The sequence below is a fragment of the Winogradskya consettensis genome (assembly GCF_018332715.1).
Classification (GTDB): domain Bacteria; phylum Actinomycetota; class Actinomycetes; order Mycobacteriales; family Micromonosporaceae; genus Actinoplanes; species Actinoplanes consettensis.
In genome coordinates this window covers 1-24397 of the sequence record NZ_BOQP01000036.1, presented here as the reverse complement: position 1 = coordinate 24397, position 24397 = coordinate 1, and the positions used below count along the sequence as shown (strand labels likewise).

The 24397-nt window shown below is 68.6% G+C and carries 27 protein-coding genes; 11 read left to right on the top strand and 16 right to left on the bottom strand.

Annotated elements, in window-relative coordinates; translation table 11 throughout:
• Nucleotides 1–45: 45 nt before the first annotated feature.
• The 3 genes from Aco04nite_RS31335 to Aco04nite_RS31325 all read right to left on the bottom strand — a co-directional run bounded on the left by Aco04nite_RS31335 (nucleotide 46) and on the right by Aco04nite_RS31325 (nucleotide 4107).
• Nucleotides 46–711, bottom strand: coding sequence for a TetR/AcrR family transcriptional regulator (locus Aco04nite_RS31335; RefSeq protein ID WP_213000847.1), 666 nt, complete (start codon nucleotides 709–711; stop codon nucleotides 46–48).
• Between the two features lie 74 nt (nucleotides 712–785).
• On the bottom strand, nucleotides 786–2759 hold the full coding sequence (locus tag Aco04nite_RS31330; RefSeq protein WP_213000846.1) for a putative bifunctional diguanylate cyclase/phosphodiesterase: 1974 nt from the start codon (nucleotides 2757–2759) through the stop codon (nucleotides 786–788).
• 76 nt (nucleotides 2760–2835) lie between these two features.
• Nucleotides 2836–4107, bottom strand: coding sequence for an extracellular solute-binding protein (locus tag Aco04nite_RS31325; RefSeq protein WP_213000845.1), 1272 nt, complete (start codon nucleotides 4105–4107; stop codon nucleotides 2836–2838).
• 86 nt (nucleotides 4108–4193) lie between these two features.
• Here Aco04nite_RS31325 and Aco04nite_RS31320 point away from each other — a divergent pair, with 86 nt between their 5' ends.
• Nucleotides 4194–5051 carry a helix-turn-helix transcriptional regulator gene (locus Aco04nite_RS31320; protein ID WP_213000844.1) on the top strand — a complete coding sequence of 286 codons (858 nt, stop codon included), beginning with the start codon at nucleotides 4194–4196 and terminating at the stop codon, nucleotides 5049–5051.
• Here Aco04nite_RS31320 and Aco04nite_RS31315 read toward each other — a convergent pair.
• Together Aco04nite_RS31315 and Aco04nite_RS31310 are read right to left on the bottom strand one after the other, a co-directional pair.
• A complete protein-coding gene (locus Aco04nite_RS31315) occupies nucleotides 5023–5790 on the bottom strand; it encodes an SIR2 family NAD-dependent protein deacylase (RefSeq protein ID WP_213000843.1) in 768 nt (255 codons plus the stop codon). The genes Aco04nite_RS31320 and Aco04nite_RS31315 overlap by 29 nt on opposite strands.
• 33 nt (nucleotides 5791–5823) lie before the next feature.
• A complete protein-coding gene (locus Aco04nite_RS31310; RefSeq protein WP_213000842.1) occupies nucleotides 5824–6681 on the bottom strand; it encodes an aldo/keto reductase family oxidoreductase in 858 nt (285 codons plus the stop codon).
• A gap of 119 nt (nucleotides 6682–6800) precedes the next feature.
• Between Aco04nite_RS31310 and Aco04nite_RS31305 the strand changes: the two genes are divergently transcribed.
• On the top strand, nucleotides 6801–7226 hold the full coding sequence (locus Aco04nite_RS31305) for a winged helix-turn-helix transcriptional regulator (RefSeq protein ID WP_213000841.1): 426 nt from the start codon (nucleotides 6801–6803) through the stop codon (nucleotides 7224–7226).
• 2 nt (nucleotides 7227–7228) lie between these two features.
• On the opposite strand, the gene Aco04nite_RS31300 is transcribed toward Aco04nite_RS31305, so the two are convergent.
• A complete protein-coding gene (locus tag Aco04nite_RS31300; protein WP_244876442.1) occupies nucleotides 7229–7390 on the bottom strand; it encodes a hypothetical protein in 162 nt (53 codons plus the stop codon).
• A gap of 10 nt (nucleotides 7391–7400) precedes the next feature.
• Between Aco04nite_RS31300 and Aco04nite_RS31295 the strand changes: the two genes are divergently transcribed.
• Together Aco04nite_RS31295 and Aco04nite_RS31290 are read left to right on the top strand one after the other, a co-directional pair.
• Nucleotides 7401–7553 carry a hypothetical protein gene (locus tag Aco04nite_RS31295; protein WP_213000995.1) on the top strand — a complete coding sequence of 51 codons (153 nt, stop codon included), beginning with the start codon at nucleotides 7401–7403 and terminating at the stop codon, nucleotides 7551–7553.
• Between the two features lie 576 nt (nucleotides 7554–8129).
• On the top strand, nucleotides 8130–8492 hold the full coding sequence (locus Aco04nite_RS31290; RefSeq protein WP_213000839.1) for a hypothetical protein: 363 nt from the start codon (nucleotides 8130–8132) through the stop codon (nucleotides 8490–8492).
• A gap of 569 nt (nucleotides 8493–9061) precedes the next feature.
• Here Aco04nite_RS31290 and Aco04nite_RS31285 read toward each other — a convergent pair.
• Nucleotides 9062–10675 (bottom strand): methyl-accepting chemotaxis protein, encoded by a 1614-nt coding sequence (locus tag Aco04nite_RS31285; RefSeq protein WP_213000838.1) that lies wholly within the window; start codon nucleotides 10673–10675, stop codon nucleotides 9062–9064.
• Nucleotides 10676–10924: 249 nt separating this feature from the next.
• On the opposite strand from Aco04nite_RS31285, the gene trpD reads away from it, so the two are divergent.
• A complete protein-coding gene (trpD, locus tag Aco04nite_RS31280) occupies nucleotides 10925–11938 on the top strand; it encodes an anthranilate phosphoribosyltransferase (RefSeq protein ID WP_213000837.1) in 1014 nt (337 codons plus the stop codon).
• Here the strand turns inward: trpD and Aco04nite_RS31275 are convergent.
• Nucleotides 11928–12398 (bottom strand): SRPBCC domain-containing protein, encoded by a 471-nt coding sequence (locus Aco04nite_RS31275; RefSeq protein WP_213000836.1) that lies wholly within the window; start codon nucleotides 12396–12398, stop codon nucleotides 11928–11930. The genes trpD and Aco04nite_RS31275 overlap by 11 nt on opposite strands.
• A gap of 22 nt (nucleotides 12399–12420) precedes the next feature.
• Nucleotides 12421–13017, bottom strand: a complete 597-nt coding sequence (locus tag Aco04nite_RS31270; RefSeq protein WP_213000835.1) for a hypothetical protein — start codon at nucleotides 13015–13017, stop codon at nucleotides 12421–12423.
• 60 nt (nucleotides 13018–13077) lie between these two features.
• Between Aco04nite_RS31270 and Aco04nite_RS31265 the strand changes: the two genes are divergently transcribed.
• From Aco04nite_RS31265 to Aco04nite_RS31255, 3 genes are all read left to right on the top strand, one after another.
• Nucleotides 13078–13809, top strand: coding sequence for an SDR family NAD(P)-dependent oxidoreductase (locus tag Aco04nite_RS31265; protein WP_213000834.1), 732 nt, complete (start codon nucleotides 13078–13080; stop codon nucleotides 13807–13809).
• 125 nt (nucleotides 13810–13934) lie between these two features.
• Complete coding sequence (locus tag Aco04nite_RS31260; RefSeq protein WP_213000833.1) at nucleotides 13935–14306, top strand: winged helix-turn-helix transcriptional regulator; 372 nt, start codon at nucleotides 13935–13937, stop codon at nucleotides 14304–14306.
• A 50-nt stretch (nucleotides 14307–14356) separates the two neighbouring features.
• Nucleotides 14357–15013: a double zinc ribbon domain-containing protein gene (locus tag Aco04nite_RS31255; RefSeq protein WP_213000832.1), complete on the top strand. Its 657-nt coding sequence runs from the start codon at nucleotides 14357–14359 to the stop codon at nucleotides 15011–15013.
• Here the strand turns inward: Aco04nite_RS31255 and Aco04nite_RS31250 are convergent.
• The 7 genes from Aco04nite_RS31250 to Aco04nite_RS31220 form a co-directional block, all read right to left on the bottom strand.
• Complete coding sequence (locus Aco04nite_RS31250) at nucleotides 14975–15877, bottom strand: YihY/virulence factor BrkB family protein (protein WP_213000831.1); 903 nt, start codon at nucleotides 15875–15877, stop codon at nucleotides 14975–14977. The genes Aco04nite_RS31255 and Aco04nite_RS31250 overlap by 39 nt on opposite strands.
• The gene (locus tag Aco04nite_RS31245) at nucleotides 15878–17266 is read right to left on the bottom strand and encodes a M14 family zinc carboxypeptidase (protein WP_213000979.1); all 1389 of its coding nucleotides are present in this window, start codon (nucleotides 17264–17266) and stop codon (nucleotides 15878–15880) included. It lies immediately after the preceding gene.
• A gap of 41 nt (nucleotides 17267–17307) precedes the next feature.
• On the bottom strand, nucleotides 17308–18036 hold the full coding sequence (locus tag Aco04nite_RS31240) for a hypothetical protein (RefSeq protein WP_213000830.1): 729 nt from the start codon (nucleotides 18034–18036) through the stop codon (nucleotides 17308–17310).
• A gap of 3 nt (nucleotides 18037–18039) precedes the next feature.
• Nucleotides 18040–18690, bottom strand: coding sequence for an MSMEG_1061 family FMN-dependent PPOX-type flavoprotein (locus Aco04nite_RS31235; protein ID WP_213000829.1), 651 nt, complete (start codon nucleotides 18688–18690; stop codon nucleotides 18040–18042).
• Complete coding sequence (locus Aco04nite_RS31230) at nucleotides 18687–19217, bottom strand: GNAT family N-acetyltransferase (RefSeq protein ID WP_280519394.1); 531 nt, start codon at nucleotides 19215–19217, stop codon at nucleotides 18687–18689. The genes Aco04nite_RS31235 and Aco04nite_RS31230 overlap by 4 nt, the downstream gene beginning before the upstream one ends.
• A 214-nt stretch (nucleotides 19218–19431) precedes the next feature.
• Nucleotides 19432–19947 carry a hypothetical protein gene (locus tag Aco04nite_RS31225; RefSeq protein ID WP_213000827.1) on the bottom strand — a complete coding sequence of 172 codons (516 nt, stop codon included), beginning with the start codon at nucleotides 19945–19947 and terminating at the stop codon, nucleotides 19432–19434.
• A 23-nt stretch (nucleotides 19948–19970) separates the two neighbouring features.
• Entirely contained in the window at nucleotides 19971–20852 is an 882-nt protein-coding gene (locus Aco04nite_RS31220; protein WP_213000826.1) for an SDR family oxidoreductase, read from the bottom strand.
• A gap of 84 nt (nucleotides 20853–20936) precedes the next feature.
• Here Aco04nite_RS31220 and Aco04nite_RS31215 point away from each other — a divergent pair, with 84 nt between their 5' ends.
• The 3 genes from Aco04nite_RS31215 to Aco04nite_RS31205 all read left to right on the top strand — a co-directional run bounded on the left by Aco04nite_RS31215 (nucleotide 20937) and on the right by Aco04nite_RS31205 (nucleotide 23775).
• On the top strand, nucleotides 20937–21515 hold the full coding sequence (locus tag Aco04nite_RS31215) for a TetR/AcrR family transcriptional regulator (protein WP_213000825.1): 579 nt from the start codon (nucleotides 20937–20939) through the stop codon (nucleotides 21513–21515).
• Nucleotides 21516–21554: 39 nt separating this feature from the next.
• A complete protein-coding gene (locus Aco04nite_RS31210; protein WP_213000824.1) occupies nucleotides 21555–23012 on the top strand; it encodes a carboxylesterase/lipase family protein in 1458 nt (485 codons plus the stop codon).
• A 265-nt stretch (nucleotides 23013–23277) separates the two neighbouring features.
• The gene (locus Aco04nite_RS31205) at nucleotides 23278–23775 is read left to right on the top strand and encodes a YcxB family protein (RefSeq protein WP_213000823.1); all 498 of its coding nucleotides are present in this window, start codon (nucleotides 23278–23280) and stop codon (nucleotides 23773–23775) included.
• The last annotated feature ends 622 nt before the right edge of the window (nucleotides 23776–24397 follow it).

Genomic DNA, 24397 nt, shown 5'->3' with positions numbered 1-24397 from the left:
ACCCTCACGAAGTGCGGGCTGGGTCAGCGCCGCCCGCAGCCCAGCTCAGCGGGTGACCGGGGCGAGGAGTATGCCGGTCAGGGCGTCGGTCAGGGCGTTCGCAGTGGAGGTCCAGACCGCGACCGGATCGCCGGGGCCGTCGCCTACGTCGTTTCCGTCGGCTTGATCGGCGAGAAGGCGTTCCTGTTCCGCGCAGGTGTGGACGAGCAGGTTGCGCAGCATGGGCATCCGGGTGGCGCGGGCGTCCTCGGGCAGGCCGGGCAGGCAGTGGAAGAGGTTGTCCACGACCGTGGTGATGGTGGGGGTGCTGAGGGCCTGGTCGACGATGACCGCTCGGTGCTGGGGGTCGGTCATGACCTGGGCGGCGAAGCGGGCGTACCAGGAGGGGTGGCCGAGGGTGGCCAGGTGGTCGGTGATGGGCTGGACCAGGCAGGTGACCCAGTCGCGGGGGTTCTGGCTGCCGTCGTAGCGGAAGGCGAGCTGGCGGCGGAGTTGTTCCACCGGTTCGAGGTGGCGGCGGACGATGGCGCCGATCAGGTCGGTCTTCGTGCCGAAGTGGTAGCCGACGGCGGCGTTGTTGCCCTGGCCGGCGGCCTCGCTGACCTGGCGGTTGGAGACGGTGAAGAGGCCCTGTTCGGCGAAGAGGCGCTCGGCTGCGGTCAGGATCTGCTCGCGGGTGTGCCCGGCCCGGTCTGTTCGCACCTCGCTCATGGCACCCCCAACACGCTGCCGAAACTGCGCGAACGATACCGCGCCCGGTCGAGGGGGTGCGGCCGCGTACGGGGTCAGGCGGCGGTGACCTGGCTACCCATGTACGCGTCGGCGCCGTGGTCTGTGGCCCAGGTGCGGAAGTCGTCGGCGGGTAGCGGGCGGGAGAGCAGGTAGCCCTGGGCGATCTCGCAGCCGAGTTCCTGTGCGATCGCGTACGTCTCCTGGTCCTCGACGCCCTCGACCACGACGTCGAGTTCCAGGGCGTGGGCGAGTTCGATGATCGCGCCGATGATGGCGCGGCCGCTCGGGGTGGTGGTGAGTTTGGTGGTGAACTGCCGGTCGATCTTCAGCTCGTCCAGCGGCATGGTCTGCAGATAGCTCATCGACGAGTAGCCGGTGCCGAAGTCGTCGATCGACAGTTTGATGCCGAGCGCGCGCAGCTCGCTCAGGACCGCAGTGGCCCGGGCGGGGTCGGCGATCATGGCGCTTTCGGTGATCTCGATGGTCAGGTCGGCGGCGTCGGCCCCGAAACGGTCCAGCAGCCGGGCGACGCGGGCGGGCAGGCCCAGGTCGAGCAGGCAGGCCGCGCCGACGTTGACGGCGATCGGCAGCGTCAGCCCGTCCGCACGCCACCTTGTCTGCTGGTCGAGGGCGGCGGTCAGGACGGCGTCGGTGAGCGGGTTCATCAGCCCGCTCTGCTCGGCGGCGGGGATGAACTTGTCCGGGGTGAGCAGGCCGCGGGTGGGGTGGCGCCAACGGACCAGGGACTCCGCGCCGCAGAGCCGGCCGTCGGACATCCGTACCTTGGGCTGGTAGTAGAGCTCCAGCTCGCCGACTTCGATGGCGTGGCGCAGCTCCCCGACGACGGAGAGCCGTTCGAAGCTGTGCTCGTCGGCTTCCGGGTCGTAGTAGCTGATGCCGAGGTGGCCGCGTTTGGCCGCGTACATGGCGACGTCGGCGTGCTGCAGCAGCGACGCCGCGGTGGTGCTGGAGTGCGGGTAGAGCGCGGCGCCGAGGCTGGCGCTGACGTCCACCGAGACGCCGTCGAGGTCGGCGACGCCGTTGAGGCCGGCCAGCACCCGGTCACCGATCGCGACCAGGTCCTCGGCGGAGGCGACACCGGGCAGCAGGACGGCGAATTCGTCGCCGCCGAGCCGGGCGACCAGGCTCTCCTTGCGTACGGACGCGGCGAGCCGGCGGGCGACCTCCTGCAGCAGCAGGTCCCCGGCGTGGTGCCCGAGGGTGTCGTTGACCTCCTTGAAGCGGTTGAGGTCGAGCAGGAAGAAGCCGACGCCCTCACCGGTACGGTCGGCGACGGTGATCTCCGCCTGGACGCGTTCGGTGAGCAGTTCGCGGTTGGCGATGCCGGTCAGCCCGTCGTGCGAGGCGCGGTAGCGGTTCTCGGCGGCCTGCCGTTCGGTGCTGTTCTGATAGGTGAGCAGCACGAATGCGCAGGCCAGGACGAGGACGAGGTCGACGGCGATGATGACCTCGACGGCGTGCAGCAGGCGCCGGCCGTCCGTTTTGCTGGCCGCCAGCACCTCGCTGATCTCGCGGTCGTTGCGCGTGACGTTCTCGGCGGCGAGTTTGCGCAGCGTGGTGGCGCTCTTGGCGGCCTGGGCCAGGTCCGCCTCCACCGGGGCGCTGTAGATCGTCCGATCAGAGCTGACGAGGTTGCGCAGGGTGTAGCTGTAGCCGTCGTAGGTGTTCTGCAACGCCTGCGCGCGGGGCGAGTCGGTGCTGCCGCCGTGGGCGTAGAGCCAGCGCAGGTCACCCGCCGCGGAGCCGATGACCGCGGTCAGCCGCATCTGGTTGGATTCGCTCTCGACCTGCAGGTAGTCGGTGAGCACGTCGTACTCGTCGCCGATGTGCAGGTTGGCGCTGCCCCAGTGCTGGCTGACCAGCTGGCGTTCGGCGACGGTCGTGGCGGTGCGGGCGGCGCTCTGGTTGCTCAGCACGGCGAGCCCGGCGAGCAGGGCGAGGCCCAGCAGCAGAGCAGCGATGGCGCAGCGGGCGACGGCCCGGCGTTTCATCCACTGCAACGACATCTGCTCTCCCGACTCTCTCCTCCTGGTGGTTGATCGGTTCGGGGCAGCCCGGTCTGAGAATTACTCAAGGTAGTTGCTAGTTGACGCCTTGTGAGGCTGCGTATGTGCGGGCGGCGGTCACCGCTGCCGCCCAGCCCTGGTCGCCGGTCCGGCTGCCCTTCTCCACCGCGTCGAGTTCCTTCAGATACAGCTTCTCGATGCCCGCGTCGGAGGGAGCCTCGTAGGCGCGTTGCAGCTTCTCGGCCGACGCCCCGAACACCCCGACCGTCACCTGCCCGCCGAAATAGGGGTCCGGTTCGGTCAGGGCAGGCATCGTGTACGCCGCCGGCGCGGCCGGGAACAGCGCCGCGTCGGTGAAATTGCGGGCCTGGTTGTCCACCGACAGCAGCCACTTGATGATCTCGAACGACAGCTCGTGGTCGGCACCCGCCGCCGGGATCGCCAGGAACGAACCGCCGGTGTTGGCGCCGGCGGCCGGCCCAGCGGCCACCCGCCACAGCCCGATCTGGGCAGGCGCGTCCTCCTCGATGTCCGCCGAGTGCCACGCCGCGCCGGTCTCGGTGGCAAGCTTCCCCGCGGTCAGCGCCGCGGCCCACTTGTCGTGCTCGTCGGGCGAGATCCCGGCGCTCAGCCCCCGCTCGATCAGTTCCACGGCGATCTGCCACGCGTCGCGTACGTGCTGCTGGTCCCCGACGAAGTGGTTGCTCTCGTCGACGAAGCGCTGCCGGGCCTGCCCGATAGCCGTGGAGAAGATCTCGGCGCCGTTGCGCAGCCAGTGCACGTCCGGCAGCGCCTTGTGCAGCTTCTCCCCGGCATCCAGGTACTTGTCCCACGTCGGCATGAGCGCGGTCACCGCATCCGGCTCCGTCGGCAGTCCCGCCCGGCCGAAGATGTCGGAGCGGTAGAACATCGCGGTCGGGCCGATGTCGATGGGCAGGCCGATCTGCTGCCCGTCGATGGTGCTGCCCTGCTGCATCTTCCAGCCGAGGTACGTGTCGGCGAGGTCCTGGGCGCCGAGGCTGTTCAGATCGACGAACCGGTCGGCGCGGGGCAGCAGCGAGGCGATGTCCTCACCCTTGATCCCGGCGATCGCCGGCACCCCGGAGCCCTTCTCCAGCGGCGGCCACATCTGGGACAGATAGTCACCGTCGAAGATTCTGGGGCTCAGATCGGTGCGGGAGGCGTACGTGGTGACCGCGTCCGCGACGACCTTCTCGCTCAGGCCACCGGGCCAGCACCACAGCGCGCTGAAGGCCTTCGACTCGGCCGGCTCGCCGGAGCACGCGGCACCCAGCCCGGCCAGCGGCACCACGGCGCCCGCACGCAGCAGCGCCCGACGACTGACCACCCATCGAACCTAAGCGAAACTCCGGTACCCCGGGGGGTAACACCAGAACCTCTCACCTGCCCGCGGGCCTGCTTAGGCTGGAGGACGTGGACAACCGCTCGGAGACACGTACGTTTCTCAGCTCGCGCCGTGCCCGGCTCACCCCGGAGCGGGCCGGGCTGCCCGCCTGGGGCACCAACCGCAGGGTGACCGGGCTGCGCCGGGGCGAGGTCGCGATGCTGGCCGGGGTCAGCGTCGAGTACTACACCCGCCTCGAGCGCGGCAACCTCAGCGGCGTCTCCGACAGCGTGCTCGACGCCGTCGCCCGCGCGCTGCAGCTCGACGAGACCGAGCACGCCCACCTGCTCGACCTGGCCCGCACCGCGAACACCACACCCGGGCGCGTGCGGCGGCGGCCCGCGCAGTCCGGCGTACGCCCCGGGGTGATCCGCATTCTGGAATCGATGGGTACGCCCGCTTACGTACGCAACAACCGCTTCGACGTGCTCGCCGCCAACCCCCTGGGCAGGGCGCTCTACGCCGAGGTCTGGGCCGCTGCGACCGGCGTGCCGAACACCGCACGCTCCGCGTTCCTCGACCCCCGCGCCCGCCAGTTCTGGGTCGACTGGGAACGTATCGCCCGCGACTGCGCCGGGGCGCTGCGCATCCAGGCCGGCAAGAACCCGTACGACCGGGAGCTCTCCAACCTCATCGGCGAGCTCTCCACCCGCAGCGACGAGTTCCGCACCTGGTGGGCCGAGCACGACGTGCATGTGCACAGCCATGGCGTGAAGCGGCTGCGGCACGCCGTGATCGGCACCCTCGACCTGTCGTTCGAGGCCATGGAGCTGCCCGAGGGCCTGACCCTGATCGCCTACAGCGCCGAGCCGGGCACCCCGTCGGCGGACGCGCTGAAACTGCTCGAGAGCTGGTCGGTCACCGAGCAGCCGTCGGTGGCAGGCTGAGCACCAGCTCCGGCAACACCTCGGCGGCCGGGCCGCGCAGGTTGACCGTGCAGATGTCGTCCAGCGGCGTCGGCAGCGGGTTGACCTGTATGACGGGCGCCCCGAACCGCGCCGCGACCTGCGGAATCTCGGCAGCCGGGTAGACCACCCCCGACGTGCCGACGGTGATCAGCAGATCGCAGTCGGCCGCCGCCGCGACGGCCGCCTCCAGCGCGTCCATCGGCAGAGCCTCCCCGAACCACACCACACCCGGACGCACCGGCGCGCCGCAGTGCTCGCATGCCGGCGGTGTCAGGCGCCGGCCGTCTGCGGGCTCGTCGCCGGGACCGTCCGGCGGCGTCGCGGGCTCGGCGCAGGACGAGCAGCGTGGCGCGTACAGGCTGCCGTGGAGGTGGATCGGGGACACCGACCCGGCCTGCTCGTGCAGCGCGTCGACGTTCTGCGTGACCACCACCGTGCCCGGGATCGCCGCCTCGATCTTCGCGATCGCGGTGTGCGCGGCGTTCGGGCGGGCGCGGCCCACGACGGTGCGGCGCCACTCGTACCAGCCGTAGACCAGCGCCGGATCCGCCTCGAACGCCTCCGGGGTCGCCAGCGCCTGCGCGTCGAACCGCGCCCAGAGCCCGGTGAGGGCATCCCGGAACGTGGGGATGCCGCTCTCCGCGGAGACGCCCGCGCCGGTGAAGACGACAACCTTGCGGGCCTTCAGGAGCAGGTCAGCTGCTTCGCGTACGGTCACCAGCCCATTGTCCGTACGCCGTCCAACGGTTTGTCAGTCGCCGATCTTGTCCAGCTCCGCCAGATCGTCGGCGCTCAGCGACAGCCCCGCGCCGGCGATGTTCTCCCGCAGGTGCGCCACGGACGACGTGCCGGGGATCAGCAGAATGTTCGGCGAACGCTGCAACAGCCACGCCAGCGCGACCGACATCGCCGTCGCGCCCAGCCGGGCCGCCACCGCGGACAACGCCTCGGACTGCAACGGGCTGAAACCGCCGAGCGGGAAGAACGGAACGTACGCGACACCCTGCGCGGCAAGCTTGTCGATCAGCTCGTCATCGTGCCGGAACGCCAGGTTGTACATGTTCTGCACGCACACGATCGGCGCGATGGCCTGCGCCTCGGCGATCTGGTCGACCGTCGCGTTGCTGACGCCCAGGTGCCGGATCAGGCCCTCGCGCTGCAGGTCGGCAAGCGTCCCGAACGCTTCGGCAACCGATTCGGGCTGGGGTCCCTGCGCGTTGCCCAGCCGCAGGTTGACCAGGTCGAGCGTCTCCAGGCCCAGACCCCTGAGGTTGCTCTCGATGGAGCGGCGCAAACTCTCCGGATCCCGCGCCGGGGGCCAGCCACCCTTCTCATCACGGTTCGCGCCGACCTTCGTCACGACGTGCAACGACTCCGGGTACGGGTGCAGGGCCTCACGGATGAGCTCGTTGGTGACGTGGGGACCGTACGCGTCGCTGGTGTCGATGTGGGTGATGCCTTGCGCGACCGCCTCCTTCAGGACGGCCAGCGCCCCGTCGCGATCAGCGGGCGGGCCCATCACCCAGGGGCCGGCGAGCTGCATCGCGCCGTAGCCGAAGCGGGTGACGCTCAGATCGCCCAGTGTCCAGGTGCCGCCGGGAAGGGACATTGTCGTACCTCTTTCGCTCTGATGGGTTCCTGCTTCACTATCGTTAGGTAACTTCCTGACGGGAAGTAGGCACCTGGGAGTGCGTAAGGTACCCACGGTTTGATTCCGGGAGGCGATCGATGGCGACGATGACGGCAGCCGAGAAGAAAGCGCAGGCCAAAGCGGAATACGACGCGTTCCTGGCAGTGTGTCCGAGCCGCAAGCTGCTCGACCGGATCTCGGACAAATGGGTAACGCTGATCCTGGCCGCGCTCGGTAGCGGCCCGCGGTGCGCCGGTGAGCCGCAGCCGATGCGTTACTCCGAGCTGGCGCGGCTGCTGGCCGGGGTCAGCCAGAAGATGCTCACGCAGACGCTGCGCGCTCTGGAACGTGACGGTCTTGTCGCCCGCACCGCGGTGCCTACCGTGCCGGTCACCGTCTCGTATGAGCTGACCGAGCTCGGGCTGTCGCTGTTCCAGCTGGTGCGCGGCATCAAGGGCTGGGCCGAGAACCACATGGACGACGTCCTCGCCCACCGGACGACGTACGACGACGCCCCCGCATGACCTCATCGGCGGAGGCAGCGTTGATGGGCGTCCATGCCGGTGTCACTGCCGCAGATAATGGTGACCACGTGCCGGCCGGCAAAGCGGCCGGGGCCCTCCAGCATCGCGGCCACACCCAACGCCGCGGAAGGTTCCACAGCGAGTCCAGCATGCTCCCAGAGCATCCGGATACCGGTGATGATGGACGTCTCGTCGACAAGAACGGCGTCGTCGCTGACCTGTGCGCCACCCACTGCGCCGAAGCCGGCTGTCCCGGCCCGCTACCTGTCCGAGAACGAGCGCACCACCATCGCCGACGAGCACCCGGCCAGCAGCTCGATCCGGTGACCGGCGACTACCATCCCTTCGCCGCCCACCAGCGTGCGGCTGGCCGCCGCTCACGACCGAAGCCGGCGAAGCTGCGAACCAACGCGGAGTTGCGCAGCCTGGTCCAGAGTTGCTGGATCAACGGTGGAGCCCGGAGCAGATCTGGCGGACCCCGCCGTGGCAGCATCCTGCCCGGCCGGAGCTGCGGCTAATGGCGGAAACGATCTACCAGGCGTTAAATCAACCTGACCGCGGCGGTCTGACGCGTAGTCACTTGCCGCTGCTGCGCACCGGTCGTACCTATCGCAAGCGTCGTCGCAGCCGCGAGCGGCGGACACCGCGCTTCACCGACCGCTCGAAGCATTCATGATCAGCCCGCCACCGCTGATGACCGTTTACTGATCTGCCGATGACAGCAAGAAGGTCAACGAACTCGTGGCGCGGTGAGCACGAGGATCGCCTCCCGGATCCATCCGCCACCACTTAGTGGCTATCCGAATACTCGCTATCTGCCATTCGAATGTGTGTGATCCCCCTCAACCCGACAATGGCACACCCGCCCTTCCGATCATGGAAATCCCTGAGAACAATAAAGGAATGAAATACGCTCAGCTGGAGATTTTCACGACCGTTGAACTGGCGTGGATGCGTGACCCTACACGGCGCCGGAACTACTCCGCGGCAACCGAAGAGTTCCGGCGTGAGCACAAGGTCCGGCGGGCTTTCGGAAAAGCTCTCGGCCACACCACCCGCTTGCGGCGCGACTCTCCCGAAGCCCGGACACCGGACGGCAAGCTGATGTGGATCGAGGCCGCACGAGCGTTGTTCCGTGAGGCGAACACCCACCGGGCACAGGCCGCCGCTGACCATGAACGTGACCGCAGACGCGCCGCCGGTGACCTGTTCGACTGGGGCCGGTTCACCAACCGCTGGCTGGTGAAGTACGCCGCCGCCTACTAACCCGCGAACACCGAACTCTGCGTCACACCCGGGGCGTGACACGACAAGCAACGCGCGCACGTGAAAGCACTCAACCAAATTCCACGACCGGTGGCGAGGCCCGCCCATGCCGTACTTTGCCTCGGCCATGGCAGCAACCCAGCGGCGATCGAGCAACAAACCGATCTTCGACCACTATTCCGGCGGCACGCTCCCATACCGCGATCCGCGCCCCTGGCGAGACGTGGCGGGTCGTCGCAACTGGCGCTGCTGCTGTACTCGCTAAGCTCGGCGTTGTAGTCGTTCACCAGCAGCGTTGCGATGACCGCCTGAATCCGCCGTTTGGTGCTGCGGCCTTTGAAGCTTCGAACCGGGTTGGCTGTCTCCAGCTTGATACTCACCATGCAGGCCAGAGCGCGGCCCAGTGCGTCGCATCGGTACAGCGGGGTGTCCAGGAATACGGGATCGATGACGTGCCGAGCCGTGCGTATCCGTTCGAGATCCAGGCGCGTTCTGACCATGCCCGGTCATGTTGCAGCGTTAGGTTGTGCACAACTAAATTGCACACAACCTAACGCTGCGCGTAACGGTCAGACGCGGAAGGTGGTAACCAGGCTCTGCAGCTCGGTGGACATGCGAGCAAGTTCGCTCGCCGCACGCTGCGTGTCGGCAACGCTCTCCGTGGTGAGGCGCGTGGCCGTGGCGAGGGTCTCGATGCCGGACGCGATTTGGTTGACGCCGCCGGCGGCCTCGGTGACGCCGCGGTTCATCTCGCCGGTTGTGGCGGTCTGCTCCTCGACGGCGGCGGCGATGGTGGTCTGGTAGTCGCTGATCCGGGCGATGATCTCGCTGATCTCACCGATGGCGGTGATCGCCGTGCCGGTGTCGGCCTGGATGGCGTTGACCCGGGCGCTGATGTCCTCGGTCGCCTTGGCGGTCTCCTGGGCGAGATCCTTGACCTCGGAGGCGACCACCGCGAAGCCCTTACCGGCGTCGCCGGCGCGGGCGGCCTCGATGGTGGCGTTCAGGGCGAGCAGGTTGGTCTGCTCGGCGATCGCGGTGATCAGCTTGATGACGTTGCCGATCTCCGCGGACGACGTGCCGAGCGCGGAGACCGTACGGTTCGTGGTCTCGGCCATGCTGACCGCCTGGGACGCCACCTCGGCGGCCTGGTTGGCGTTCTGGGCGATCTCCCGGATGGACGCGCCCATCTCCTCGGAGCCCGCGGAGACGGTGTCGACGTTGCGGCTGACCTCTTCGGCGGCCGCGGCGACGGTGTTGGCCTGGGCGCTGGAGTTCTCCGCGCTCTCGGCGATCTGCGAGCTGGTCGCGGACAGCTCCTCGGCCGCGGCGGCCAGCGAGGTGGAGGCCGAGCCCAGGGCCTGAACCGTCTGACGCATTGTGGCGATCGCGCTGTTGACCGACGTCGCCATCGTGCCGACCTCGTCCCTGCTGGTGACCGAGACCGTGCTGGTCAGGTCGCCGTTGACGACCTTCGCCAGGGCCTTGTTGACCTCGTCGAGGGGGCGCACGATCCGGCGTACGGTGAGGAAGCCGATCGCCGCGGCGATCAGGAAGCCGATCACCAGGCAGGCGATCATCAGGGTCCGGCTGCTGTGGTAGGCGTCGGTGTTCTGCTTGGCCATCGCTGCGCCGTTGGACGCCTCGAAGGCGCTGAGCGTGTCGAAGCCGCCGTTGATCTGGTCGATGACCGGCCCGGCGTCATTGGTGTAACCGTTCACGAACGCGTCGTTGTCGTTCGCCTCGGCGGCCGTGGCCAGCGTGCTGTTAATGATCGTCTTCAGCGCGTTCAGGCCGTTGGTGACGTTGGCCAGCGGTTCCGTCTGGGCCGGGTCGACCCCGAGCCCCGAATAGTTGCTGACCCCGCTCGCGGCGAGGTCGCCGGCGGCGATCGACTCCGTGACCAGCTTCTTGATGGTCGCGGCGTCGGTCGAGATGTACGCCTGGGTGATCAGCAGCAATTCGTCGTCGAACGAACCCTGTGCGCTCGCCAGCTGCTGCGACGGCTTCAGGTTCTCGTCGACGATCGAGGTCGAGTTCTTGTCGGCACTGCTCAGAGCGGTGAGCCCGGTCCCGGCGACGATGCCGCCGGCCAGCAACGCGGTGCCCAACGCGACGCTGATCTTCACGCCGACTTTGAGGTCGCCGAACCAGCCGGTCAGCCGGGGACGGGAATCTGTCATGGGGGATTCTTCCTCCTGAGTTGTAAAAGCCTCCTCTCTTCGGCACTGCGGTGACTCCGGTTGAGTGATGCAACCGAATCGCACCGTCCGGGACTAGAGTGGCGCTGTGATCAAGCTGTCGACTGGTTGGTGGCCCGCCCCGTAGGCGGCCCCTGCTTGTTCGATCCCACCCGGCCGCCTCGATGAGGCGGCCGTTGTCATGTGAGGCGCGCAGCCTCCATCGGGGCGTCCCCTTCGACGAGGACTCCCGTGACAACTGCTGCAACCCTCCTGAAAAGCCTGCTCAACGGTCGTGATCTCACCATCGCACAAGCGCGGTGGGCGATGGGCCGGATCGTCGCGGGAGAGGCCACCGACGTTCAGACCGCAGCGCTGCTCACCGCGCTACGGGCCAAGGGCGAGACCGCGGCTGAGGTCGCCGGGTTCGTCGAGGCCTTACAGATCAGCTGTGTACGCGTAGACGTGCCGGGCGTCACCGCCGACATCGCCGGAACCGGGGGCGACGGCACCGGCGCGGTCAACATCTCCACCATGGCAGCGATCGTCGCGGCCGCCACCGACGTGACAATGGTCAAACACGGCGGCCGCGCCTCGTCGTCGACCACCGCCGGCGCCGCGGACCTGGTCGAGGAGCTGGGCGTGACGCTCACGCCCGAGGATCCCGCGCGGGTCGCCGCCGAAGCGGGAATCACGTTCCTGTTCGCGCCCCGGCACAACCCGGGACTGCGGCACGCGGCAGCCGTACGGCGCGACCTGGGTGTGCCGACGGTCTTCAACATCCTCGGACCACTGATCAACCCGGCGCTGCCCCGCTTCCAGGTGGTCGGCGTCGCGGACGCCAGGATGGCGCCGGTGATCGCGGGCGCGCTGGCTGCGGGCGGGCGGAGCGCTTTCGTCGTACGCGGGGACGACGGCCTGGACAAGCTCACGACGACCACCACCTCGAAGGTGTGGACCGTGCGGGACGGCTCGGTCAGGACCTCGGTACTGGAGCCGCGTGCTCTGGGACTCGCACCGGCTTCGCCTGCTCAGTTGCGTGGGGGAGACGCGGCTGCGAACGCCCTCGTCCTGCATGCGCTGCTCGCCGGTCAGCGTGGGCCGGTCCGCGACGTGGTCCTGCTCAACGCCGCCGCGGTGCTGGTCGCGGTCGCCGGGTCGGACGATCCGCTGACCGGCCAGTTCGCGGCCGCTGTCGCGCGCTGCGCGGAGGCCGTCGACACCGGCGCAGCCCAGGCCACCCTCGACCGATGGATCAGGAGCTAGATCCGGTGAGGTGCTCTGCGAGGTTGGCCAGCGATGAGTTCAGCCCTGCGGCGTGGTCGGCGGGGGAGATGCCGGCGGGGACGTTCTCCGCGCGGAACTCGACACGTGTGCCGTGCTCGACCGCCGTGACCTCCCACGTCATCGTCATGATGCCCGCCTGGGCCGGGTCGTCGGAGACGAAGGTAACGGCCTGTACGACCCGGACACCGGGAACGATGTCCACGAACTCGGCCTCGACGATGTCGGTGTCCACGGTGGTCTTGCCCTGCGCTGCCGAGGCGTCGGCATAGGTCAGCACAAGCCGGTACGACCCACCCGGATACGCGTCGAACCGCTCGAACCGCCCGCTCATGCCATCGGGCGGCAACCAGCTCATCAACGCCTCAGGATCGACCAGAGCCGCGTAGACCCGATCGATCGAAGCCGCAATCACCCGGGAAGCCGCGTCAGTCCGAGCCATGCCCCGATCCTAGGGGTTTCGGCTAGAAGCAGTTCCAGTGCTTGATAGCTGCCGACACCCCGAGGTACGCGCGGACGGGCACCCGCCGTTCCAACCCCGCGACGAAGAGCCCGGTCATCCGCGCGTGACCTTCGAGCAGCACCAGTTCACCGAGATCGGGTGTCGCCATGACGATGAGGTCGTCGACCGTGTCGGCCGTGAAGTCGAAGCACCAATCGGTTCCGATCTCGCGTACCCAAGTGGGCAGCGTCCCCGACCGCAGGGTAGCCAGAACGTCCGTCGGCCGACGGGACCCTCTGGACAACTCCTTCCAGTACGAGTAGTCGATGTAACGCACCCGCGAAAGGACTTCAGGCGGCAGCACCCCGTGATACCAGTCCACTGTCGCGGGGAACCCCTCGAACAACTCGCGGTCACGCCAGCCTCGGGTGGTGGCGAGGGCGCGCTCGCGAGCGTGATTCTGCTCGGTGGAATCCAGATCGGGATCTCGGACGAGGTGAAGACCCCCGGCGTCGGCAACTGCTCGCCGAACATCGTCGCCGAACCGGGCCGACTCCAGCTCCCCGCGTAGAAACGCCAGCACGACCTCGGACTCGGCAGCGGGGCGAAAACCATCCATCCCGCCATGCTATCTTTCTGTTCCGGTCCGACCGGAACTTAATTACATGGAGGTTGCATCATGGGAAAGACAGCCGTTGTCACCGGTGGTAGCAGCGGGATCGGCCTGGCCGCAGCGGTACGGCTGGCCGCCGACGGCGCACACGTGTTCATCACCGGCCGCCGCAAAGCCGAACTCGACGCCGCCGTGGAAACCATCGGCTCGGCAACCGCCGTCCAGGGCGACATCGCGAACCTCGACGACCTCGACCGCCTCTACGCCGCCGTCCGCGAGCGCGGCCAGGGCCTCGACGTGCTGTTCGCCAACGCGGGCACCGCCGGCTTCGCCACCCTCGAACAGACCACCGAGGACCACCTCGACCGGATCTTCGCGGTCAACGTCCGAGGAACCCTGTTCACGGTCCAGAAGGCGCTACCCCTGCTCAACGACGGCGCCTCGATCATTCTGAACTCCTCGGTCCGCGCCGACGACGGCGTCGAGGCGTTCGGGGCATACGCTGCGTCGAAGGCGGCCCTCCGGTCGTACACGCGGACCTGGGCCAATGAACTGAAGGGTCGCAGCATCCGGGTCAACGCGATCGCGCCGGGCACCATCGACACCCCCGCCATCGCCGGCATGGTCGGCGAGGAACAGGCACCCGCCGTCATGGCCCAATTCGCTGCCGCCATCCCACTCGGCCGCGTGGGCCGCGCGGACGAGGTCGCCTCCGTCGTCTCCTTCCTCGCCTCCGCCGACAGCAGCTTCATCCTCGGCACCAACCTCCACATCGACGGTGGCGAGAACCAGATCTGATCACACCCGGAGTCGCCGCGAGCGTCGACGGCCAAGATCGTCCTCGTCCTGGGTCGGTTACGATTTGTGTCTTGGTTCTCTTTGAGAACCGTGACGGCAATCGGCCAGGTTCTGCGGAGGTAACGATGACCACGACGGATCAAGAGCGGCAGCCGGTTCCGCCGGAGGCGCGGCGTATCCGGGTGGTTCTCGGCATGGTCGGGGACAAGTGGTCGCTGCTGGTCGTGTGCCATCTGCGGCGGGGGCCGATGCGTTTCACCGAGCTCAAACGGGCCGTCGAGGACATCAGCCAGCGGATGCTGACCGTGACCCTGCGCGGCCTGGAGCGCGACGGCATCGTGACCCGGACCGTGCATGACGCCATGCCGCCACACGTGACCTATGAGCTCACCCCGATGGGTGTCACGCTGTGCGAGGCGACGACTCCGCTGTTGGGCTGGACGGTCGATCACCTGGCCCGCATCGACGAAGCCCGTGCCGTTTATGACGCCCGGTAGCACCTCAACGGCCCATTTTTATCGTTGGCAGGTAGCTGTACCGTCCAGGCATGGCCGGCATGATCGGGTTCACCGATAACTATCAGGACAGGTCGAACCGGGACGGGTTCCAGTTCGAGTTCTTCTGCGAGCGTTGTGGCAACGGTTACACGTCGTCGTTCAAGCGGTCGGTGACCGGGTTCGGCGGGAAGCTGCTGCGGATGGGTGGGGACCTGGTCGGCGGTGAGTGGGGCCAGAAGATGTCGTCGATCGGGTACGACTCGGCGTTGTTCTCCGACGGGGTGCGCGGGCCGGCGTGGGACAAGGCGATGCGGGAGGCCGTCGAGGAGATCAGCCCGAACTTTCACCAGTGTCACCGCTGCGGGCAGTGGGTCTGCGGGCCGGTCTGCTGGAACGGCGAGCGCGGTGTCTGCGCGGACTGTGCGCCGAAGCTCGACCAGGAGATCGCCGGCATGCAGGCCGAGGCGCAACGCCATCAGCTGCGGGAGAGCATCGCCCGGGTCGACTGGACGAACAACGTGCAACACCAGCACGAGGTCACCGCGCGCTGCCCGTCGTGCAGCAACGAGACCGGCGGCGGGAAGTACTGCCAGCACTGCGGCACGCCCCTGGCGGCAGCGCAGGAGGCCGCCCGGTTCTGCGGTCAGTGCGGCACGAAACTGAACCCGTCAGCCATGTTCTGCACCGGGTGCGGCACCACCACCTGAGGGTTCCTCGGACGTGGCGAGATCGGACGGGCTCCCGGCCGTACCCGTAGCGGTAAGGGCCGCGGCGAACAGCACCAGCTGGTTCACCGCGTTGAGGAACACGAGCAGCCCGACCGATCCGGCGACGAGCTTGTAGGTCGGGTTCGACTCGGTGGCCTGCACATACAGCCGCCCCAACGTCTTGAGCAGTTCCAACCCGACCGCTACGAGCAGGGCAGGACCGATCAAACGGCGCCATGGCATGCGTACGCGTGGCAGCCCGGTCAGTGCCCCACACGCCAGCGCCGTGTTCACGGCCAGCCCGACCACCAGCCCGACCCCGCTGAGCAGCCAGTGCGACGGCTCCGGATCGGTGTTCGCCACATCGACCGCCCGGTTGGCGACAGTGGTCGTCACGTAGGCGATCGCCAGCGACGTGGCGAGCAGCACTCCCAGCCCGGTCAGCACGAGCAGGTCGACGAGGATGCGGATGACGATTCTGCCCGGGTATTCCGCCAGCTGCCAGATCCGGCGGATCGACGAGCGCAGCACGTCGACCCAGAACCAGGCGGTGATCGGCAGCCCGAAGAACGCGATGACGCCGACGGTTCCGCGGGCGTTGCGCAGCGACTGCACGTCCACCCGGGGCAGGTCCTCCGCGAGGTAACGCTGCACCGAGCGCAGCACCGCCTGGTCGTCGAGGAAGAACCCGAACACCGCGAACCCGAGCAGGCCCAGCGCGAAGACGGCGAAGAACGCGTAGTACGTGACCGCGGCGGCGAGCCGGCCACCGTCGGCCTCGTCGTAGCGCACGCCGGCGCGGATCAGGTGATCGAGCCACCCGACCCGCCGCCGGAGCCGCCCCCAGGCGTCGGAGATCCGCATCTACAGAGTGTGGGCGAGGTGGGCCGCCGCAGCGATGGTCGCGGCGTACTGAACTGACACCAGCCGGCGGATCTCGATCGGTTCCAGCTCGCCACCGGCCGTGTCCTCGGCGAGCCAATCGGCATACTGCTGCTCGATCTCGCTGAGCGCCGCGCGTACCGAATGACGCACATTGCCCACCGCGGCCTCGCCCTGCAATGCACGCAGCAGGATGCCGCCGTAACGCAGTCGCCATTCATGCACGTGGGATTCGAGGGAAATCGCCTCGGCAACCGTCGCCGGACGGTCCGACGCGGGCAGTTCACTGCGCGTTCTACGCCCCGCCGCAGCATCGCGCACCAGGCTCGCGAAGAACCGCGCGGCCCGCCAGAACGGGGAGTCCGGCGCGAGCAACTGACCCTCGACAGCATCGACCGAGCGATTCAACAGCTCCGCCAATTCGCCCAATCCCGCTGCATTGGCCGCCAAGGCCTGTGCGTACGACACCCCGGCCGGACTTGTGTCGTCAACGCGCGGATCCAGCCAGTACGGCAACTCGCTGACCAGCATCAACGCGCCCCACCGATCGGCGTACCAGGTGGTGCTGCCGCCGCCCTCGAACCAGGGCGCACCGTCGGCGATGGTCTTCTCGTACACTTTTTCCAGCGCCGCGGCCTCGTAGATCGCCTCGTCGAGCATATTCAGCCCGGCCGCCTCGGGCTCCCCACGATCCAGGGGAATGCCGAGATGTCGCGGCACCTCTTTCAGCACGGGATGCAGGGCGGGCTCCGCCCGATTCAACCAGTAGTACGCGCCACCCAGCTCACTGTTGTGCAATGACGCCACCAACGCCGGCCGGTGCTCGTCGATGAGCCGCATCAGCGCCTGCGTCTCCGGCATCGGCGCGTCGAAATACGCGGTCTGATGGTTGATCGGGAAATTCCACTCCACCTGGTCACGCCCCGCCGGCCGGTAGAAATGCCGCGCATAGTTCGCCCGGGTGAACGGCCCCCGCAACCATCCCTCGTTGAGCCGCAACCCGTCCGGATCGGCGCAGTCGACAATCCGCCACCGGTGCCCGAGCCGTTCCCGCAACACGTCGTCGGCGCAGAGCCGTTCGGCCAGATGCAGCGCGGTCAGCCCGCCGATCGGCTCATTGGGATGCGGCAACCCGAACGCCAGCGCCTCGGGCGCCTCCCCGGGCCGTTCCCCGGGCCGCCGATCGATACTCAGGCACCACAACGGGTCACCCTGCCGCGACGACCCGCACCGGTGCAGGGTCGCAATGTCCGGATACCGCTCGGCGATCGCCCGCAACCCGGCATGCAACTCGTCCACCCCGGCAAACGCGTCATAATCCGGCACGGTGTCGAGCTCAGCCAGTAGCCAATCGGGAAGCATGACCATCATCTTGCGCAACGAGCGGCAGCCACCTATGTCCGGGGTGCCGATCAGCTGTGCTGCACCCAGAGGTTCTCCTCGACGTAGACACCCCGGTCCCCCTCCCGGTCGATCATTACGAGGTTCAGCGCGTCCGGGACGACATATTCGCCAGTGACGGGGAAGACCATCGCCGCCCAGGCCTCCCATTCGGCAACGGTCCCTTCAATCACCATCGATCTCGGAGCAGGGCACAGCACCCGGGCGCCCATCCGCTGATGGGTCCGGATCCACGGGTCGATCGACAGCCCGTCCGGACGGCTCCACCCGGCATACTTGGCCATCGTCACGGTCGGATACCGATGCTTACACGTCGGCCGTAGCGGGGCGATGACGTGCCCGAGACCGTCCTCATGGGCGCGCCGTGACAACTCCCCGAGCACGACCGCGGCCAGTCCCCGTTTGTCATGAGATGCACTGACCGCGGCCGCCATGAAACTCAGGGTCGTGGGCGCGACCTCGGCTTCCCGGCCCTCCACCGCCCGGACCAGGGCTTCGTCATAACCGGACGGCAGATCCTGCACTGTCCCGTCCCACGCCATCGGTACGCCCCACCCGCCGGCCAGCACAGCTCCGTCGTCGATGACCATCACGTCGTACCGTGCGAAGTACGTTCTGACCCGGCCCATGTGCTGCCTCGACACGTCATCATGAAAAATGAACTCCGGCCACCGTTCCCGGAACGCGACCGTGGCAGCTTCCTGTAGTTCCGGATGATCGGTACGCGTAACAATCTCCATGCGCTACTCGTACCGGTACTTCAGCGCATCCGCCTCCGTTTTTTGGATGTCGGCGATCGTCAGATCCGGCATCCGCAACTGCGCGAGCGTCACCTCGGCCGACGTCGGCTGGGCGTCCGCGGGCAGCCACTGCTCCGGTTTCCAGGCATTGCCGCGCAGGAACGCCTTGGGGCAGTGCGGATAGACCTCGTCGATTCCGACCACCAGCGCACTGGCCGGCGGCTTACCCACGGCGGTCAGTTGCGCCAGCAACTCGGGGCGCGTGGAGACACAGGCCCGCCCGTTGAGCCTCAGCGTCGTGGTGCGCCCCGGGACGACGAAGATCAGCCCGGCCCGCCCGGTGGCGACGACGTTCTGCAGGCTGTCCAGCCGCTTGTTGCCGGTCGCGTCCGGGATCGCCACCGTCCGGGAGTCCAGCACGGCGACGAACCCGGCCGGCCCGCCGCGCGGGGAGACATCACAGTTACCGTCGGCGTCCACGCTGGCGACCAGGACCAGCGACGAGCATGCGATCAACCGCCGGGTCTGCTCGGTGAGCTCGGTCATCTGCTTGCGCACGGCGGCGTCGCTGGGGAGGGCGTACACCTCGCGCAGCGCCTCCTGGTCGGGCACGGCGTCGAGGCTCAGTGAGTCGAACACGCTGACTGGCGTCATTCCTCCGACATTAATGGACCGGCCGAGCGCTGACCGACCCATTGCTCGGCATCCCAGGCATGGAACCGCTCCACTTCGACGAACCCCAGCTTCGCCGCGAGCCGCATCGAGGCAACGTTGGCGCTCTGCGTAATCAGCACCACCGGCTCCCCGGGAAGCACATGTTCAACCCAGTCGAGAGCCGCCGCGCAGGCCTCGGCGGCGTACCCGAATCCCCAGGCCCGCGGCAGAAACAGGTATCCGATGTCGACCTTCCCGGCAATGGCCGGGCGACGGTCCTGCGGTGCTCTCCTGATCATGATCTGCCCGATCATCGCCCCGTCGCGTTCGACGACAAAGCTCCCTGGCCACCGCTCAGGAACCGCAGGCAATTCCCGCTGCTGCGGCCCGCCGAGATAGGTATGCACCTCCTCCGACGCCAGCAGCTCGACGAACACCGGACGGTCCCGGCTATCGGACTCCCGGAGCACGAGCCTCGCGGTCCGGATCGGCTCCGGCGGCCAGGCAACGGGCCCGAGCTCAGTCATGCCGGCTACCCAACCAGCAAACTCCAGAGTGATCAAGGCTCTGAACCGGTCACCGTTCGCCCTGCAAAATGGCCAGCTTGGCCCGGACACCCCGTCTTGTGCAGAGTGAGCGCGTCGGGGAAGGCCGCCGATCCCGCCCCGGCGACCTGTGCCGCGCGTGCGGAATATCGCTGCGCCGACCGGGGGTGCGCAGGGGCGCCGTACTCCCATGTGGTCAGACGGTCAGGCAGGTTCCGTCGGGCAGTCGTCCCATGACCGTTCCGCTCTGGGATGCGTTCTGCTGGTACAGCAATACGCACGCCGGCCCCACACCGACCGCGGCGAGAAACGAACCCTCCGGCGCCGGATCGCCGGCGCGAGCCGTACGAGCGGCGACGTCGTCGAACCCCGCGTCGGAAAGGGCTTTGCGCGCCTGCTCGGCGGCTGGGGCGGTCGGTGCCACCAGGCAACCGTCATCGTCCGGTGCGCAGGACGGCGAGCTCGGTGTGGCAGCGGCCAATGCCTGGTCGATGCGGGCGATCGCTGTCTGCCCGGCCAGCGAGTCGGCCTCGGTGAGCGGCGCCCGCCGAGCAAGCTCCGAGGCCATCTGCATACACGTGTCCATGCCCCCGTTGCAGCTGAAACCGCCGGAGAATCCCGTCGGCGCGGGATCAGCCGCGGGCTGCCGGCGCACGATCAGCCCCGTCGCGCCGATGAGCGTCAGCACGCTCACCGCCGTGACGAGGGCCATCTGACTTTGATCACCGGCAGAGATTACGGCTGGATGTTCTCCAGGTCCTCGAGCAGGCTCGGGTGCTTGGGCTCCCAGCCGAGGGTCTTGCGGGTGTATTCGCTCGACGACGGCTGGTCGGCGGCGAAGATCGGGCCGAGGGGGCCGAAGTTCTCCGTGGGCACCGGCTCGACGGGGAGACTCAGCCGCCGGCCGATCACCGCGGCGATGTCGCGCACCGCGTCACCCTCGTCGGCCACCGCGTGCCACGCGGTACCCGCGGGGGCGCTCTCCAGGGCGAGCCGGAACAGCACCGCGGCGTCGAGCGCGTGCACAGCGGGCCAGCGCTGCGTACCGTCGCCCGGGTAGCCGGACACCCCGCTCTGGCGGGCGATCTGGGTGAGCAGCCCGCCGAATCCGCCCTCGCCGTTGTTGTGAACCGTGCGTGGCATGCGGATGGCGGTGGTCCGGACGCCCCGCGAGGCCAGTTCCAATGCTGCGTTGACCGTACGGCCGCGACCGCCGACCGGGCCTTCGAGGGGGAGCTGGTCGGTTTCGGTGGAGAGCCGGCCCGCGACCCACGGCGTGCCGGAAACGATCGCGAACGGGCGGTCGCTGCCGATGAGTTCCTCGCCGATGCCCATGATCGCGGCGGTTTCCTCGGCGACCGAGTTGGCAACCGCTTCGGCGCTGCTGAAGTCGTTGCCGAAGGCGAGGTGGATCACGCCATCGGCCTGGGCGGCGCCGGAGCGGATGACGTCGAGGTCGGCCAGGCCGCCGCGCAGGGTCTTGGCGCCGGCCTGCTCGGCGGCCTGGGTGGAGGCGTCGGAGCGGGTGAGCGCGAGGACGGTGTGGCCGTTGCCGAGCAGTTCGGCGACGACGGCGGAGCCGATCAGGCCGGTGCCGCCGGTGATGAAGACGTGCATGGATACTCCCGAGAAGTGATGGGACTCTTATCCCATGACACTACCAGGTGATGGGACATGTGTCCCGTCACTTATGATGGGAGCATGGCTCGATGGGAACCCGGTGCACGTGAGCGACTCGTCATGGCCGCCGTCGACCTGTTCACCGAGCAGGGCTACGACGCCACGACGGTCGCGCAGATCGCCGAGCGCGCCGGCGTCACCCGCAGCACGTTCTTCCGGCACTTCCCCGACAAGCGCGAGCTGCTCGTGGCCGGGCAGGAAACCCTGAGCCTGCTGCTGGCCGAGGGCATCGCCGAAGCCCCCGACGGTGTGACCCCCCTCGAGGCGGTGGCGGCCGGTCTCGTACGCGTATCGGGCGCCATGGGCCCCCTGAACCGTGACCTGGGCCCCCGCATCAAGGCCGCGGTCGCCGCCAGCACTGAGCTGCAGGAGCGCGACGCCCTCAAAACCGTCAGCCTCGCCGCAGCCATGACGGACGCCCTGGCCGCCCGGGGTGTCCCCGGCCCGACCGCCGCGCTGGCGGGGGAGATGGGCGTCCTAGCGTTCAAGCGCGGCTACGCCCAGTGGTCCGAGGTCGACAAGAGCGCCGAGGGCACACTCGCCCCGCACACCCTCGCCGCATTGGAAGAGCTGCGGGCGGCGAGCGCCTCCCTGGGTTAATCGCTGGCGGCGGTGCCGGTGCCGGACGAGGATCCGGCTATGCCGCCACAGGTTCGGGTACGCAACGGGGCGTTGAGCGGGAGCTGGGAGTCGGACGTCGCGGTCTTCCGCGGGATTCCGTACTCAGCTCCGCCGGTCGGCGCGCATCGGTTCGGCGCACCACGACGCGCGGACGACTGGGACGGCGTACGCCCGGCGGTGGCATTCGGGCCACCGGTTCCGCAGAGCGACGCGTTCGGCAGGGGAGCGCCCCCAGCGACCAGCGACGACTGGCTGACCGTCAACGTCTGGTCGCCCGCCCCCGATCCCGCGGCGCGGCTCCCGGTGCTGGTGTGGATCTACGGTGGCGGCTACACGGTCGGCATGGCGAGCTGGCCGGAGTACGACGGCGGCCACCTCGCCCGCGACGGCAACCTGGTCCTGGTGACCTTCAACTACCGCCTCGGGCTGGAGGGCTTCGGCGCCCTGGCCGGCGCTCCCGCCAACCGCGGGCTGCTCGACCAGGTCGCCGCCCTGGAGTGGGTGCGCGACAACGTCACCGCGTTCGGCGGGGATCCCGACCGGGTGACTATCTTCGGCGAGTCCGCGGGCGGCGGATCGGTCGCCGCACTGCTCGCGATGCCCCGCGCCGCCGGACTGTTCCACGGAGCCATCGCGCAGAGCGTGCCGGGCGCCTACTTCACCCCGGAGCTCGCCTCCGCCATCGCCACCGCGTGCGCGGCCGAGATCGGCCTCGAACCGACCGTCACGGACCTCGCCGAGGTGGACCCGGGCCTCCTGGCGCGTACGGCCGACGCGGTCACGGCCGGCCCGGCGGCGTACGAGTCGATGCTGTTCGCCCCCGTGGTCGACGGCGACGTCCTGCCGGCGACCCCCTGGCAGGCCCTGGCCGCCGGTGCCGCGCACGACGTAGTGCTGCTGGCCGGGCACACCCGCCACGAACAGCGGCTGTTCAGCCTGATCAACGGCGAGCTCGGCCGGGTGACGCCGGAGCAGGCCGCCCATGCCCTCGACACGCTCGCGCCCGCACCCGACGGCGCCCAGCGCTACCGCGACGCCTTCCCGGACGCCGCCGCCGAAGAGCTCTACGAACTCGTCCACTCCGACTGGCTGTTCCGCATGCCCACGGTCCACCTCGCCGACGCGCACACCGGCCGCACCTATCTCTACGAGCTGACCTGGCCGGCACCCGGAATGGGCGGCATCCTCGGTGCCTGCCACGGCCTCGACGTCCCACTCGTCTTCGGCAACCTCACCGCCGGCGGGCCCGCCGCGCTGCTCGGCGACGAGCCCGGCCCCGACGCGGCCGACCTGTCCGCGCGGATGCGGGCCGCGTGGACCCGCTTCGCCACCGCCGGCGACCCAGGCTGGCCGGCCTACGATCCCGGCTCGCAGCTCACCCAGATCTTCGACGTCCCGGGCGACGTCGCCCCCTACCCCGAGCAGCACTCGCGTCAGATCTGGCAGCACCACGTCTTCGCACCCCTGGGCCAGTGAGCGGTCCGCAAGCCTGCATGACGTGCGCCGGTGTTGGCGCGGTGGTGCGCAGGTAAGGGCTGTTCAGGTCGGTTCGGTGCAGTGGGGAGCGGCGCGCTGCTTCCAGTTTGCTCGCCAGCGGGTGTGGCCATTGCGGGCGTCGGAGTTCGGATCTTGATCCTCCTACGGGCATGCTGCGTCCACCAGGCACACGCCGCCGGTAAGGGGGAAAGCGGCTGCGATCTGCCGTCCAGGTCGGACTCCGTGGCATCTATGCTGCCGCGTTGTGAACGACGAGACGGCCGTGACCTTCCAGGCCCGCACCGAAGAGTGGATGTATGCGGCGATTTTCACCCGCTTGTTCCGGGCGCGGGCCTGGGCCATGGCGGGGGTCGTGTCGCTGGTCTCGATCTTCTGGCTCGTGAAAGGTGAATGGACCGGTGTCGTGATCGGCGTGGTCCTTGCCGGTGGTTCGGTGTTGTGGCTACCCCGCTATGCGGCTTCGATGGTGGTCAAGCGGGACGCTGCCAATATCGGGCACGTCGTCGCGTACCGGGTCGATGCCGACGGGGTTCACACGACGACCGGGTTCGACACCACATCGTGGCCCTGGCCGGGTATCACCAAAGTCGAGCAGTGGCGTGGGCAGGTGGCTTGTTTCGTGGGTCGGAGCCGGATCATCACCCTCCCGACCGGCTCGCTGGAGGCTGAGGAGAAGGCCCGGCTCATCACCCTGCTGGACACTCGCGGTATGCCCGCTAGGCCAGCGCCGAGCGAGCTATGACAGCCAGGCGCGTCTCGGGGCTATCCGCTCGCAGCATGGCGGCGTTGCCGCAGCCCCGGTCCTACAGCTCCGACCGGCTTGCTGGTGAGTGAGTAGACGCCGGGCGGCGCCTTGAGCGACAGCCCCATCACGGCCTGTCGGAGGCCCGGATCGCGGCATGAGAGCGTGCGGCCGGAATAGTGGTCGAAGATCGGTTTTTTGCTCGATCGCGGCAGGGTTGCTGCCATTGCCGAGGGGGAGTGCGGCATGGGCGGGCCTCGCGAAGAAGACGCGCAGGATTTCCTCCGTTATGCAGGAATGCCTGCCTGCGTCCGGATCGTAGGCGTAGAGCCACCACGTCGCCCATGTCGCGTCTATTCCCGCCGGGCTCGCCACCGGTTGTGAATTTGGTCGAGTGATTTAAGCGCGCGCGTTGATTGTTGTGTCAAGCCCCGGGTGTGACGCAGATTTCGGTGTTCGTGGGTTAGTAGGCGGCGGCGTACTTTACAAGCCAGCGGTTGGTGAACCGGCCCCAGTCGAACAGGTCACCGGCGGCACGCCTGCGGTCACGTTCATGGTCAGCGGCGGCCTGTGCCCGGTGGGTGTTCGCCTCACGGAACAATGCTCGTGCGGCCTCGATCCA